Raw genomic sequence first — 13,408 nt, forward strand, 5'->3', positions numbered from 1 at the left:
ACTTTTTTATTGTTATTTAAATATGATATTCAATTTCGTCCACAAAGTCCCATTCATATGGTGTCTCTTGGTATACATAGTAGTTCAACCAGTTGGAGAACAATAAATGTGTATGGGCACGCCATGTATTCATCGGTTCCTTTTCTGGATCATCATTTGGGAAGTAGTTTACTGGAACGTTGATATCAATGCCCTTGGCAACATCGCGACTGTATTCATCAGCCAGTGTTGTCGCATCATATTCTAAATGACCTGTAATCATAATGTTTTTATTATCTTTAGATTGCACGATAAACACACCTGCATCCTCTGAATAGGATAATAAGCGTAAGTCTGGATGATTGCGAACCTCGTCAATCGAGACAGATGTATAGCGAGAATGAGGGGCTGTAAATAAATCACTAAAGCCTCGTACTAAATCCACTGTTAAATCAGTAATCACATGAGAATAAACGCCGGAGCATTTAGCAGAGAGCTCTATTTTTCCAATTCCATAATGATGATATAACGCAGCCTGTGCCCCCCAACATATATGTAGCACGGATGTCACATTCTTTTTAGACCAATCCATAATTTCAGCAATTTCCTGCCAATAGTTAACCTCTTCAAATGGCATTTTTTCTACAGGTGCCCCAGTAATAATCATACCATCATAACGTCGGTGACGAATTTGGTTAAACGTTGTGTAAAATAATTGTAAGTGAGATTTACTGACATTTTTAGATTCATGAGTAGCCGTGTTTAAAAAAGTAATATTGACCTGTAATGGTGTATTTCCTAGTAAACGTAATAATTGTAGCTCCGTTTTTTCTTTTTCGGGCATTAAATTTAAAATTAATATGTTTAATGGACGTATTTGCTGTGTTCTCGCACGATCCTCTTCCATCACGAAGATTTTCTCCTCACGTAAATGCTCCCCAGCAGGTAAATTTTTCGGAATATTAATTGGCATCTAGCATTCCCCTCTCTTTTTTGCTCCTTTTTCTAAAAAAATTAAAAATCCTCCACATTCCATATGAGATAGAATGAGAAGGATTTTTTTCACGTTCACTCTTATCTCTCAAAGGAAAAACCTTTGCTGGAATTAGCACCTTTCTAACATTTGTTAGAGGTTGCTGAAGCGTCATCGGGCCAAATCCCTCTGCTTCTCTTGATAAGATTATTTAATTATTTTGAATTGTAACATGGACTAGTTAGAATATCAATAATTCATAGAATATTTTGTTATTCCCATGCATGTTCTACATTCATTTGATGAACACTAAGCTTGCTGTATATGGTTATTCTACATGAAATTTTATGGTAAACATGCCGCTATTATGTTACCATATATCTTTAGTAATAGAGAGGAACGTGAATACTTTGATTAATATTGAATTTCCAAAACCAGATGTAGTTATTCGCCAACGCGAACAAGATGTAAAACCAGGTGATGTCCCAATTACACCATACTTTGGTTTCATCGACTTCCACAAAATCACACGTGATAAAGGCGGCATTTTCTTATTTTATAATGAAAAGAATGAGTTATTATTTGTCGGCAAAGCACGTAAAATTCGCCAACGCATAAAAAAACATTTTGAAGACAATGTATCTCCGATGAAAAACTATCGTGACGAGGTCTTCAAAATTGAAGTCTATGAAGTAGAAGATCCTATGGAACGTGAAATTTATGAAACGTATGCGATTAATACGTTCCGCTCCAAATACAATGTAGATAAAGTATTTTATTAATATCAATAAAAACCGAAATCTCTTTTTAGGGATTTCGGTTTTTTATTACAGCATGGTAATACGATCTATCGGCATGCTTTTGCCGTTAATATACAGTTCGATAATAGTCAGCTCCGCGCTTTTGTTGATGGCATAGACATAGGGTAGAGCTTCTTTCTTTTGCTCGCTTCCTTCCTTGAAATGAATGACTAACCTATTTTCATTAGCTGCTACACTTGCTAGCACATTTCCTTTTGAAAACATGACAAGATAGTACGTCACGTCATCTTCATACAATAACTGAATTCTGTCTGTAGCTATAATATGTTGTTGGATATGGTCAGGAACGATTGTTAGCTCTTGAATCTTAGGAAAAACCGGCAGCGGTGCAGAATCACATCCACCCATCATTAATAAATAAAGTAATACTGGCAACATCCATTTTTTCAAGATGCTCCCCTTCCCTTATAACTACTCTAAGAAAAATGCTTTACGTTCTTTAGCAATCCAGTCCTCCAATTCATTATCATCGCGTTTTACTAGTCTATTGATAAGAACATCATGCCAAATATAATCCTCTAGTAAATAAATATGCACAGGGTCATTCGTTATAAATGCGGTTTCTTGGTTGGATGGCGAGTGACCATAAATCATTTCTTGACCATCAACCGATAAAATAAACCAATGAGGTGTAGAAGTCTTTCTCGTATAGTGTGTGGCTCTGTGCATGTCTATAGATGCTAGATGTTCCTCGACATATAAAGTGATGCCATGCACCTCCACATGCTGAGATACCTCTTCAATATCCTCACGTAAGGTATCGTACATATCTTCCCACATCGATAGGATGACTTTTGTCTCTGCTTTTTTTAATAAGGTTTGACAATAATTAACGATCGTCTGCTTCCCTTTTAGCATTAATACTTTAGATTCCGCTTCCTGTTCTTTCATTTCTAGTTTTTCTAACTGATCACTAATCGATGTAAAATTCGATTGCCAGCGCTGTTGAATTTGCTGCAAAAACATCTCGACAGGAATAGAAGAATACGTCGTTTGATCCGCCGTTTCCTCTTTCAGTACGAATCCCTTTTCAACAAGACCATTTAATATGTCATAGATTCTAGCTCTTGGAATCCCAGAGTTTTTGCTAACTTGATAGGCACTGACATGACTATTTTGTACGAGTGCTGTATAGGCCTTTGCCTCATATTCTGTCAATCCCAGTTCTTTTAATTGGGCGATTAATTCATCCATATCATCCCTCCATATTTTTATTATAGGCTACTGTTGTGAACATTTGCCAATGAAAAAGTTAGGCTTTACAGCTTCAAATAAATTAGTTACTATTTCAGTAGTAACTAATTAAAATGAGGTGTAAGACATGGTTTTTGATGTGGATGTACATATTCTAATACTTTTAATTTCGTTTGGATTTCTGGCGGCATTTATCGATTCAGTCGTTGGAGGTGGCGGTTTAATTTCCTTACCAGCTCTATTGTTTGTTGGCCTAAATCCAGCCGCCGCTGTGGCAACCAATAAGTTAGCAGGCGCAATGGGCTCACTTACTTCGTCCATTTCCTTTTACCGTTCTGGTCAGCTTGAAATTCGATCTGTGCTGAAATATTTCCCTCTCGCCTTCATTGGATCTTTATGTGGTGCATGGACTGTTCATTTAATTAACCCAGCTCTACTAAAACCATTAATGCTTATCATGCTGGCAGCTGTTGGGATTTATACAATCTTTAAAAAAGATTGGGGCGCTGTCTCAACGGTAAAAAATCTGTCGAAAACCCACTTATTTTTATTTATGATGCTATTATTTGCTATTGGATTTTATGATGGGTTTCTTGGTCCAGGAACGGGCTCATTTTTAATCTTTAGCTTCTTGCTTGTTGGCTTTGATTTTTTAAAGGCGGCAGGAAATGCGAAATTTTTAAATCTAGCAAGTAATGTGGCAGGTGTTTGTATGTTTGCTTACCTAGGTCAAATCCATTATGTATATGGTTTAGTCATGGGGGTTGCTCAAATTGGAGGGGCTATGCTTGGCTCTCGAATGGCCATTCAAAAAGGAAGCGGCTTTGTCCGGACGCTTTTTATTATTGTGACAATGACACTCCTTGCAAAAAATGCCTACGATTATATGATTCATTAATAAAAAACAACGCCACAGTCCAAAATTTGCGGCGTTGTTTTACATTATATGAGGAAGTGCTCGTCCTTAAATTTATGACTAGTAGCAAGACTTACGATTACAAAAATAATAAGGGAAGCTACAATTGGAATCGTAACGGTATGCATACCGAAGGCCGTCGGATAGAACCGGTCGATGAAAATATATAAAGCCATACCTGAAATCATGGACGCAATGGCGCCATATTTGTTTGCTTTCCTCCAGTATAATCCGAGAACTACCGTCCAAATAAAGACTGCCTCAAGCCCACCAAATGCAAATAAATTTAACCACACTAATAAATCAGGTGGATGGAGTGCAAAGACGATCACTGCTAAGCCAATCACAGTCGTTACAATAAAGCTTGCGCGTTTAATTTCGGCATCACTTGCCTGTGGCTTCATGTAATTTAGATAGATGTCTTTGACAACCGTAGAGCTTACTAGCATAAGTAATGCATTGACAGTGGACATGGTAGCGGCCATTGGCGCTGCTAAGACAATCCCTGCTAAAAATGGCGGCAGCACCTTCAATGTTAAGAGTGGCATGACTTTATCACCAATGTCGATGCCAGGTAGGACAGGTCGTGCTAACACACCAATTAGATGCATCCCAAACATAATGGTCCCAATAGCAATCGTACCAATAATAATCGCTAAGTGCATACTTTTAGAATCTTTATAACTCATCGCACGCACGGCAATTTGGGGAAGTCCCACCACACCTACACCAATTAATAGCCAAAACGTTGAAACATACAGAGGCGTTAAATCCCCTTCTGCTCCAAATGGAGATACGAAATGGGGATTTTCTGCGACCAGCGAGGACATAATTTTATCGATGCCTCCACCTGCAATAATAGTTCCGATTAATAAAATAACAGTTCCAATGACCATTATCGTACCTTGAACAGTATCTGTTAAAGCAACTGCTCGGAAGCCACCAATGATAACATACACTAATACTGATATCGCAAATATAAACAATGCTGCCGTGTAATGTAAGCCTGTTAAAGACTCGATTAAACGGGCTCCCCCTACCCACTGTGCCATCATCGCTGAAAATAAAAAGACAATGATACTAATAGCAGACAGAATGACAATGACATGGCTTTTATAGCGCTCACGTAAAAAGTCAATGAGCGTAATAGCTTGGTAACGACGAGCAATAATAGCAAATTTCTTCCCTAAAATCATCAGGACAAAATAGCCCGCAGGTAGCTGTGCCATGGCAAGTAGCACCCAGCCAAGTCCTTTCGTATAAGCTACTCCTGGCCCTCCGATAAAGCTGCTCGCACTACCATAGGTAGCTATCATGGTCATCGCTAGAATAAATCCACCCATTTCTCGACCACCAAGGAAATACTCCTGTAGAAACGAGTTAGAGGAGCGAACATGTTTATTGGCCCAGAGTCCAATTCCAAAAATAATAATTAGAAATAATAGCAATGGAAATACAACTTGCCAGTGCATTAGCGCTCCTCCTCCCCATCATCAAATGGAACCTCTTTAAAGAAGAGCTTCATAACGATCCAGACGAGCAGGATCATAAAGCCTGTCCCTGCGATACAGCTATAGAAAAACCAAGCAGGAAAACCCAAAACATACGAATAATTTGCGGGATCCCCTGCACCTAGTCCATATGCAAAGCCAAACCAAATCGCAAAGTTCACAAGGACTAGTCCAATTCCAATAAGTGCCTCTCGATGCGCAATTTTAAAGCGTTGATCTTTCACAAGACAATCCCCCTAACCTACTCTATTTTACTGATATGTTGGTCTGATGGGAAGAGATGTGGACAAATAAGCGTCCTTGACTTTACTACGCTTTAATTGACGATTTTAATTTTCCTATGATTGGAAAGGCATCCTCATAGCCAACAACGGAGCAATTAGGAGTGGCTTATCTATGTTACATAAGCAATTGATAAACAGCTTGTACCAGCGATTGAGCTCCTCCATTTTGGAAAGCGAGATAATTGGTCCCATGTATCAAATGTCTGACCAAAATTAGGTACAATTTGCTGTATACTGAGAAAAAGATGCCTTAAAAAGGGTAAAACTGTATCATCTTCATCGGAAATACTATACCAAGAAAAACGTCGAGATTCGGGTATAGAAATTGAGTGAGGATGGTTGTCTTGCCATATCCTGCTCCACTATGAATAAGTGTGCATGTATGCTGATGACATTTTATTAATGTTCTCATAAGAGTTGCTCGATTAATACAATAATTGGATGGATTTGGAGCTATACATTTAGATTCAATGATAATATCTGTCATGTAAACGATAACCTCCGTTAGTGTAAGGTTACAAAAATTCAGGTTATTAAATGATTGACAGTTTACCATATTTTAATAGTTTTGATGGAGATAAATAAAAAACCCGATTATCAAATCAATGATAATCGGGTTTTAGTTCTGTAATTATAATAATTCTTTACGTAATTCAGCCGCTGATTTTGGTGAAAGCAGACTGAATGGGATATCAAATACTGTTTTCGCCCCTTTATCACCAGCTTGGTTCAGACGGTGTGCTGCGCGTGCATAAGCAACTAAAACACTTGATGTGAAGTTTGGATTACTTTCGAGTTTTAATGAGAATTCAAGAATTTGTTTATCGTTTGCACCACTATCACCACTTCGAATAACAAAACCACCATGTGGCATACCTGTGTGGTTTGCTTTAAACTCTTCTTCAGAGATGAAGTTGACAGTTGTATTATATTCATCGAAGTAGTTAGGCATTGTCACAATTTCTTGTTCAACTTTTGCTGCATCTGCGCCATCTTCCAGCACAACCCAGCATTCACGAGCATGTTTCTCCCGTGTTGTTAGCTCTGGATTTTCACCGTTACGTACACGATCTACTGCTTCTTTAATTGGTAAAGTGTATTGTACAGCATTTTTAACGCCCTCAATACGACGAACTGCATCAGAGTGACCTTGACTTAGACCATCTCCCCAGAACGTATACGTTGTACCAACTGGTAATACAGATTCTCCTAATAGACGATTTAATGAGAATAAACCTGGATCCCAACCAACTGAGATGACAGATACTTTACCAGATTTTTGAGCTGCTCCATCAACCGCATCGAAAAATTCAGGAATTTTCGCATGTGTATCAAAGCTATCAATTGTATTAAACCATTGAGCAAAATGTGGACCTTGCTCTGGTAAATCTGTTGCTGAGCCCCCACATAGAATCATAACATCAATGTCATTTTGGAATTTTTCAGCGTCCTCTACTACATATACGCTAGCATTGCTTGCTACGTTTACTGTTGAAGGGTCTCGACGTGTGAATACTGCTACTAGTTCCATATCTGGATTTTGTGATATAGCATATTCCACACCACGACCTAAATTTCCATAACCTACAATACCTACTCGAATTGCACTCATTAAAATTCCTCCTCACGATTACGTGACTTTGTGAAAACCTTCACGTTAAATCTAACTACAATAATACTTCGTGTTAGAAAAATTCACAATAGTTTGAGTATGAGTTTTTTTGAAAGAATATATATCAGTTTTCTATGATTTTCATCCAATGATGGTATGAATACGGTTACAAATTACTAAATATTCCATGGACCTTTAAGTTTTCGTAAAAGACTTGTAAATGACGGCTATTTTTCGAACCAGTCTTGTACAATAAATGTAACGACAAAAGGGGGCATGTTGAATGAAAAGTACTGGTTACTCATTAAGCACAACAACGGCACAAGGAGAACTACTTACATTTTCTGTAAACCAAAGCAGTGAAACGATACAAACTGTAAGGAAGCCGCTTGAAAGTTTATTACCAAACAAGCATGTAAGTATCGGTGTTCTACCTTTTGACGTTATGGAAAGCACCTTAGACAAATCCATCCAAAAAAACAGGGTTAATGAAGTAGACTTTTATTATAGCGGCAAGGAAATTGCTCGCTGGCTCATTAAAAAAAGTGAATATAACAAATCTATCCATGACTTCTTTATTTGAAGTCTGAACGACGGTTTATATACTCCACCTATTTTTAATTCCCCAACTACTGAATCTCCTGAGCCAATTGTGCGAGACGTTTTTCATCAATAATATGGTAGCCTGTCTTGCGTTTTTCTAAAATTTTCTCCTCACAAAACTGTGCCAATACATATAATAAATGGCGATAGGAAACCCCTAAATACTCACAGATCTCTGTATGCTTTTCCTTATAAACACCTTGATCAGCCGATAATTGAATAAAGGCTGCTAAACGACTTTCAAAAGGATATGCCTGATTTTGTGTATATTTGGAGGTTATTTTTGTGGCCTTTTCCCCTAAAAACACACAAAGTCGTCGTAAAAATAAAGCGTCAGCAAGTAACTTTTCCTTACATGATTGGGTAATGGAGTAACAAATTGTCTTAGATACCGTTTGAATGCCCTTTGTATATCTTGCCTCATTCAGCAATTCAATCTCCCCCATAAAACGTGGTGCCTCTAAATATTCGATGAGTGAAACCTTGCCATTTTTATGCGTCATATAGAGCTTCGCCTTACCCTCAATCATGTAATACAATGTCTCTGGAAAAGAGCCTTCCTGGAAAATCCATTCTCCTTTGTCAAATTCACAAACTTCTAAATAGGGATTAATGTCAAAGGAGAAGAAATCATGAATAGGGTATTTTTCGAGATAATGGGTGCGTGTTTCAGCTGTTAGAATATGCATTTTTTACTCTCTCCTCTGAAAAATATGAGATATCTCACATTATTGTAGCGATGAACGTGCTATTATTCAACATAGTTAAATGGAGGTACGGTAAATTTATGAATAATCAACGATGGCTTTCTCAAAATTTCTTTACATTTTTTATTACTTGGGGCATATTCTTACCCTACTGGACAGGCTGGCTTGTGGATGCTAAACATTTGACAGTATCACAAGCAAGCGTTGTAATGGGCTGTGGGTTACTCGCTAGAGCCACGTCTAATCTATTCTTCTTCCCCACGCTCGCTAAATATGTTAACAATAAACGTCTCATTACCATTTTAGCAGTCGGTGCACTTCTGACAGCACTGCTGTACATACCAAGTTCGGGCTTTAGTGCATTATTAGTGGTCACAATTTTGTTTAGTATTTTTTACCCAGCACTGTTACCAGCTGTTGAAAGTAGTGCTGCAACGCTTGTCCAATCTGGCAACATTCATTATGGTAAAAGCCGCTCCTATGGTTCCTTTGGCTTTGTGATTGCCGTATTAATTATAAGTATGCTAACAGGGGTATTCGGTAAAAATATTATCTTTTGGAGCATGATCCTTGGCTTAATCGGCATGCTGCTTATGCAGCTATTCGCTACACCAAAGGAATTGCTTATTGTGCCAACAAAGGAGCAACGTGCTAAATCATTGTCCATGAAAACACTATGGACTATTAAAGGTTTCCCAATTGTTTTATTCATTGTTATTTTATTGCAAGGTGCACATGCCTCCTATTATAGCTATGGTTATATTTATTTAGAAGATTTACAAGTAGATCCATTTTATATGGGCATGATTATTAATATCGCCGTTATTTGCGAAATCCTATACTTTATGAAGGCTGATACTTTATTTACGAAATGGCGTTCTTCTTCATTATTACTGTTAGCAGCTAGCGGGTCTTCTCTACGTTGGTTACTCATATTTATGTTCCCAAATGTTTGGGTATTTATTGCCTCTCAAACTTTGCATGCATTCTCCTTTGCTCTGGCACATTTTGCTTTTATTCGTTATCTCACACAAACCCTACCGAAGGAGCAAATTCCAAACGCACAGGGTATATATTCAGCATTAGCGATGGGGTTAAGTACAGCCATCCTGACATTTTTGGGAGGCTATTTATACGAGCTATCGCCTGGTTTATCCTTTGCAGCCATGTTAATTTGTACCGTACCAGCCATCGCTATAGTGCTCATGACACGACGCAAATATCAATATTAATATGAAACGCAGGTGAGAATTACTTCACCTGCGTTTTTCATTTCGGATAATAGGAAAATCCAGGATATTTCACCACTGGCCACTTTTCCTTTCTTAATGCTTGTATTAGCTCCGGACCAACCTGTAGATTGCTTTGTATCAGCTCATTTGGTGTTAGTGCCATCCATTGATTTAACGATACATCTTGGAATCGGTCACTTTTAAACATTTCCAAAAACCATAATGGCTCCGTACCTGTATTTTCAATATAGTGACCGGTCGCAAACGGCACATAGCCGACATCTCCTGCGCGATAATCGAATGTTCGAGCAGTTCCATCCCCAGTGAATACCGTCATACGCCCTTTTCCTTGTAAATAATATTGCCATTCATCATTATTCGGATGCCAATGCAGCTCCCGCATTGCACCTGGCTCAATTTCCACTAATGCTGCCGCAATATTTTTAGAGATTGGGAAATTGGTCGAATCAACAATGCGTACACTGCCACCCGGTGTTTTCAATGGTGGCTGAGCCAACAAACGGTGTTTAAAAGTTTGTGGCACCTTACCATAGGGAGAGTGAATTTTTTGCGAGTCAATCGATCCTGGTACATTGCCTTGGTAAATATACACCTGTTCACTCGGAATATCATCAAAGGCACGAATTGGAACACCAAAATTCGCTGATAGCACTTCCTTTGGCGTATGAGCAAACCAATCAGAAATGGAAAGCGTATTGAGATCAGAGAAATTCCCATCATCAAATACTAATAAAAATTCACAGCCGTCCGCTAAGCCTTGTATGGAATGCGGTATTCCTGGTGGAAAATACCACAAATCGCCAGGGCCTACATCCGCAATAAAATTACAGCCATTTTGATCGACCGCCGTAATACGTGCATGCCCCAATAACATGTAGGACCACTCTGCCTGTTGATGCCAGTGTAGCTCACGTACGCCGCCCGGTGTCAAACTCATATTAACACCAGCCAATGTGGTCGCTATTGGTAATTCACGTACCGTAATTTCGCGAGACCAGCCCCCTTGATTTAAGGTCATATGTGTGTCTGAAAATGAAAATCGTAGGTTCGGAATCAAACCTGCATCTGTTGTTGGGGGCACCAGCATATCGGGATTTTCTAAATCTCTCATTATATCGCGTGGTCCTTTATCTATGCCTCCTGCCCCATCACTACGTATGGGTTGGGGCACCTGAAAATAACCTGACGACAAATTTTCCAATCATTCACCTCTTTATGTTAGAAATCGAACTGAAATGCTATGATTCTCTAAAATGTATGGGTATACAGCTCGGATTATGCCCTTTACATTCACAGGTAATTATGCAATCAATCGTTTCTGTTCAACAATTTCAGAGTGTCCCCTTCTTACTTCTTACTCACTTTGCTACCGTTACCAATATCCGTAGCCTCCACTACATAATCATATAAAATTTGTAAACCCTCCTGCATTTCCTCATAGGTTGCATAGGCGTAGGATAAACGAATATGATGCTGATCTTGAGGATCATAAATATAGCCTGGGTTAATTAAGACACGATGCTGTAATAGCTTGACAAAGAAGTCCTTATCGACAACTGGATAATGGAACTTGAGCCAAATGTAAAAGCCTCCCTTTGGCTTATTCCAATCAGCTAACTCTCTAAACTTTTCCTGTAATATTTGTTCTGTAAAATCAGCACGATCCTGTAATTGCTGTCGTAAACGTATAAGATGTTTTTCATATTTCCCTGATTGTAGCCAATGTAGCACAAGTTCTTGTGAAATAGCACTTGAGCCGTAGTCCGTTTGCATTTTAATATCTGCCAATCGTTCGATAACAGTCGTTGGACCGATTAGCCAGCCAATGCGTAACCCAGGACTTAAGGTTTTGGAGACACTCCCAATATATAGAACTTGTCCACTACTATCCATTGCCTTAATGGGTGGTGACGGGTCATCAAAAAGCAATTCATGATAAACATCATCTTCAATTATAGGAATGCGTGCTGCTTGGCAGACCTCATATAGCTGTTTTTTTTCCAAAGATGTCCATACATGGTTAGTTGGATTATGCAATGTAGGAATGGCATAAAACACGGCTTGTTTTTTTCGTTTCCTTTGAGATAGTGTTTGAGCAAGCTGTTCATCTCGCTGTATCCCAATCATTTGCATACCAACCGATTGAAATGGATGAACAGAATTCAAATAGGAGGTTGATTCCTGAAAAACGATGGACCCTTGCTCTAGTAAACCAACGGCAATTAGCTGTAAAGCTTGTAATGCACCAGAGACAATACAAACGTTCTGAGGCTCCGCTTCGATGCCTCGTTTTTGTACATAATCGCAGATAGCTGCCCGGAGTTGATCATTGCCCTGTGGTGATGAGTAGCCTAATGTTTTGGGCTGCAAGGATAGCTCCCTTAGTGAAGCTTCAATTTCCTCTGTTGGTAAAAGACTTGGTGCTAGTTCTCCTGTCCCTAATCGAATCACATCATCACGCTGCTCATATTCGTTAATTAATTGGATTGTATGGTAATTTGGTTTATGCAGGCTCGTTTCGATATATTTTTGCCAATTTGGCTGTGTTTGTTGAAGTAATGCATGCCAGAAATTGCGAGTGACATAAACTCCTGAACCTACCTTTGCTTCAAGAATACCGATCGCTTTTAATTCATCTAAAGCCTGTTGAACTGTACTGCGATTTACACCGAATTGCATAGCCAGTTGTCTTTGAGTAGGCAGTTTAGTCCCTGCTGCCCAATCTCCTCGTTCGACTTGGGCAGTTACCCACTGAACAATTTGTTGCTGTAATGTATGGCCACTTTTTCTACTTGGTTGCCAGCCCATGGTTATCGCCTCCATTTAAAATTGGGTGGATAAAAAACCATCCAATTGGTCGTTTTCTTTTAGTGATACCATAGCTAAAATGATGAAGGAAAGGAGGGATTAATCATTGGAAGCATTTCTTCACGGCATCATTTTAGCATTTGGTCTCATTTTGCCATTAGGCGTACAAAATGTTTTTGTTTTCTCTCAAGGTGCTACACAACCAACTATATGGCGAGCGCTGCCAGCTAGTTTGACAGCTGCCATTTGCGATACATTGCTAATATTACTGGCGGTATTTGGTCTGTCAATAATCGTCTTACAATTTGAATGGTTACGCATTACTTTAATGTCGGTTGGTATATTGTTCTTACTTTATATGGGCTATACGATTTGGCGTTCAAGTCCAGTAACTGGCAATAAGAGTGAGGCACTTCCCGTAAAAAAACAAATTCTCTTTGCACTTTCTGTATCACTTCTAAATCCACATGCCATTTTAGATACTATTGGGGTGATTGGTACGAGTGCCTTAAAATATAGTGGTACAGAGCAATTCATCTTCACTACAGCATGTGTCCTTATTTCTTGGCTATGGTTTTTTGGCCTTACTGTAACTGGATCCTCTTTCCAAAAGCTTGATAGCTCCGGAAATGTGATGAGAATTTTTAATAGATGCTCAGCGATTTTCATTTGGGCGACAGCTTGTTATCTAGCATTTGGCTTACTGTAACCTACAGAGAAAATGCTCAGGATGAATCCTGAGCATTT

Annotated in this window: 14 protein-coding genes and 1 riboswitch; of the genes, 5 read left to right on the forward strand and 9 right to left on the reverse strand. The window is 38.8% G+C overall.

What is annotated here, in order from left to right:
* Positions 1-16: 16 nt before the first annotated feature.
* Positions 17-952: a homoserine O-acetyltransferase MetA gene (metA, locus tag AC3CH7_RS17505; RefSeq protein ID WP_012294631.1), complete on the reverse strand. Its 936-nt coding sequence runs from the start codon at positions 950-952 to the stop codon at positions 17-19.
* Positions 953-1,050: 98 nt separating this feature from the next.
* Positions 1,051-1,160, reverse strand: a riboswitch (SAM riboswitch).
* A gap of 202 nt (positions 1,161-1,362) precedes the next feature.
* On the opposite strand from metA, the gene AC3CH7_RS17510 reads away from it, so the two are divergent.
* Positions 1,363-1,734 (forward strand): nucleotide excision repair endonuclease, encoded by a 372-nt coding sequence (locus AC3CH7_RS17510; protein ID WP_025116318.1) that lies wholly within the window; start codon positions 1,363-1,365, stop codon positions 1,732-1,734.
* A 45-nt stretch (positions 1,735-1,779) separates the two neighbouring features.
* Here AC3CH7_RS17510 and AC3CH7_RS17515 read toward each other — a convergent pair whose 3' ends face one another.
* Positions 1,780-2,163 (reverse strand): hypothetical protein, encoded by a 384-nt coding sequence (locus AC3CH7_RS17515; protein ID WP_230584417.1) that lies wholly within the window; start codon positions 2,161-2,163, stop codon positions 1,780-1,782.
* Between the two features lie 21 nt (positions 2,164-2,184).
* Positions 2,185-2,967, reverse strand: coding sequence for a TrmB family transcriptional regulator (locus AC3CH7_RS17520; RefSeq protein ID WP_012294634.1), 783 nt, complete (start codon positions 2,965-2,967; stop codon positions 2,185-2,187).
* A gap of 127 nt (positions 2,968-3,094) precedes the next feature.
* Here AC3CH7_RS17520 and AC3CH7_RS17525 point away from each other — a divergent pair, with 127 nt between their 5' ends.
* Positions 3,095-3,865: a TSUP family transporter gene (locus AC3CH7_RS17525; RefSeq protein ID WP_008178734.1), complete on the forward strand. Its 771-nt coding sequence runs from the start codon at positions 3,095-3,097 to the stop codon at positions 3,863-3,865.
* A gap of 44 nt (positions 3,866-3,909) precedes the next feature.
* Here the strand turns inward: AC3CH7_RS17525 and panF are convergent, their stop codons facing one another.
* The 3 genes from panF to AC3CH7_RS17540 form a co-directional block, all read right to left on the reverse strand.
* Positions 3,910-5,355, reverse strand: coding sequence for a sodium/pantothenate symporter (gene panF, locus AC3CH7_RS17530; protein WP_036161783.1), 1,446 nt, complete (start codon positions 5,353-5,355; stop codon positions 3,910-3,912).
* Positions 5,355-5,618, reverse strand: coding sequence for a YhdT family protein (locus AC3CH7_RS17535; RefSeq protein WP_012294636.1), 264 nt, complete (start codon positions 5,616-5,618; stop codon positions 5,355-5,357). The genes panF and AC3CH7_RS17535 overlap by 1 nt, the downstream gene beginning before the upstream one ends.
* A gap of 691 nt (positions 5,619-6,309) precedes the next feature.
* On the reverse strand, positions 6,310-7,290 hold the full coding sequence (locus tag AC3CH7_RS17540; RefSeq protein ID WP_012294638.1) for a diaminopimelate dehydrogenase: 981 nt from the start codon (positions 7,288-7,290) through the stop codon (positions 6,310-6,312).
* Positions 7,291-7,573: 283 nt separating this feature from the next.
* On the opposite strand from AC3CH7_RS17540, the gene AC3CH7_RS17545 reads away from it, so the two are divergent.
* Positions 7,574-7,873: a hypothetical protein gene (locus AC3CH7_RS17545; RefSeq protein ID WP_036163751.1), complete on the forward strand. Its 300-nt coding sequence runs from the start codon at positions 7,574-7,576 to the stop codon at positions 7,871-7,873.
* Positions 7,874-7,919: 46 nt separating this feature from the next.
* Here the strand turns inward: AC3CH7_RS17545 and yeiL are convergent, their stop codons facing one another.
* Positions 7,920-8,582: a transcriptional regulator YeiL gene (yeiL, locus tag AC3CH7_RS17550; RefSeq protein WP_031416058.1), complete on the reverse strand. Its 663-nt coding sequence runs from the start codon at positions 8,580-8,582 to the stop codon at positions 7,920-7,922.
* A gap of 98 nt (positions 8,583-8,680) precedes the next feature.
* On the opposite strand from yeiL, the gene AC3CH7_RS17555 reads away from it, so the two are divergent.
* Positions 8,681-9,832, forward strand: a complete 1,152-nt coding sequence (locus AC3CH7_RS17555) for an MFS transporter (RefSeq protein ID WP_036161791.1) — start codon at positions 8,681-8,683, stop codon at positions 9,830-9,832.
* A 37-nt stretch (positions 9,833-9,869) separates the two neighbouring features.
* Here the strand turns inward: AC3CH7_RS17555 and AC3CH7_RS17560 are convergent, their stop codons facing one another.
* Entirely contained in the window at positions 9,870-11,054 is a 1,185-nt protein-coding gene (locus AC3CH7_RS17560; RefSeq protein ID WP_481276446.1) for an oxalate decarboxylase family bicupin, read from the reverse strand.
* Positions 11,055-11,200: 146 nt separating this feature from the next.
* On the reverse strand, positions 11,201-12,661 hold the full coding sequence (locus tag AC3CH7_RS17565) for an aminotransferase-like domain-containing protein (protein ID WP_488381680.1): 1,461 nt from the start codon (positions 12,659-12,661) through the stop codon (positions 11,201-11,203).
* Between the two features lie 106 nt (positions 12,662-12,767).
* Here AC3CH7_RS17565 and AC3CH7_RS17570 point away from each other — a divergent pair, with 106 nt between their 5' ends.
* Positions 12,768-13,370 (forward strand): LysE/ArgO family amino acid transporter, encoded by a 603-nt coding sequence (locus AC3CH7_RS17570; RefSeq protein WP_012294644.1) that lies wholly within the window; start codon positions 12,768-12,770, stop codon positions 13,368-13,370.
* The last annotated feature ends 38 nt before the right edge of the window (positions 13,371-13,408 follow it).

The sequence above is a fragment of the Lysinibacillus sp. F12 genome, from assembly GCF_057773605.1.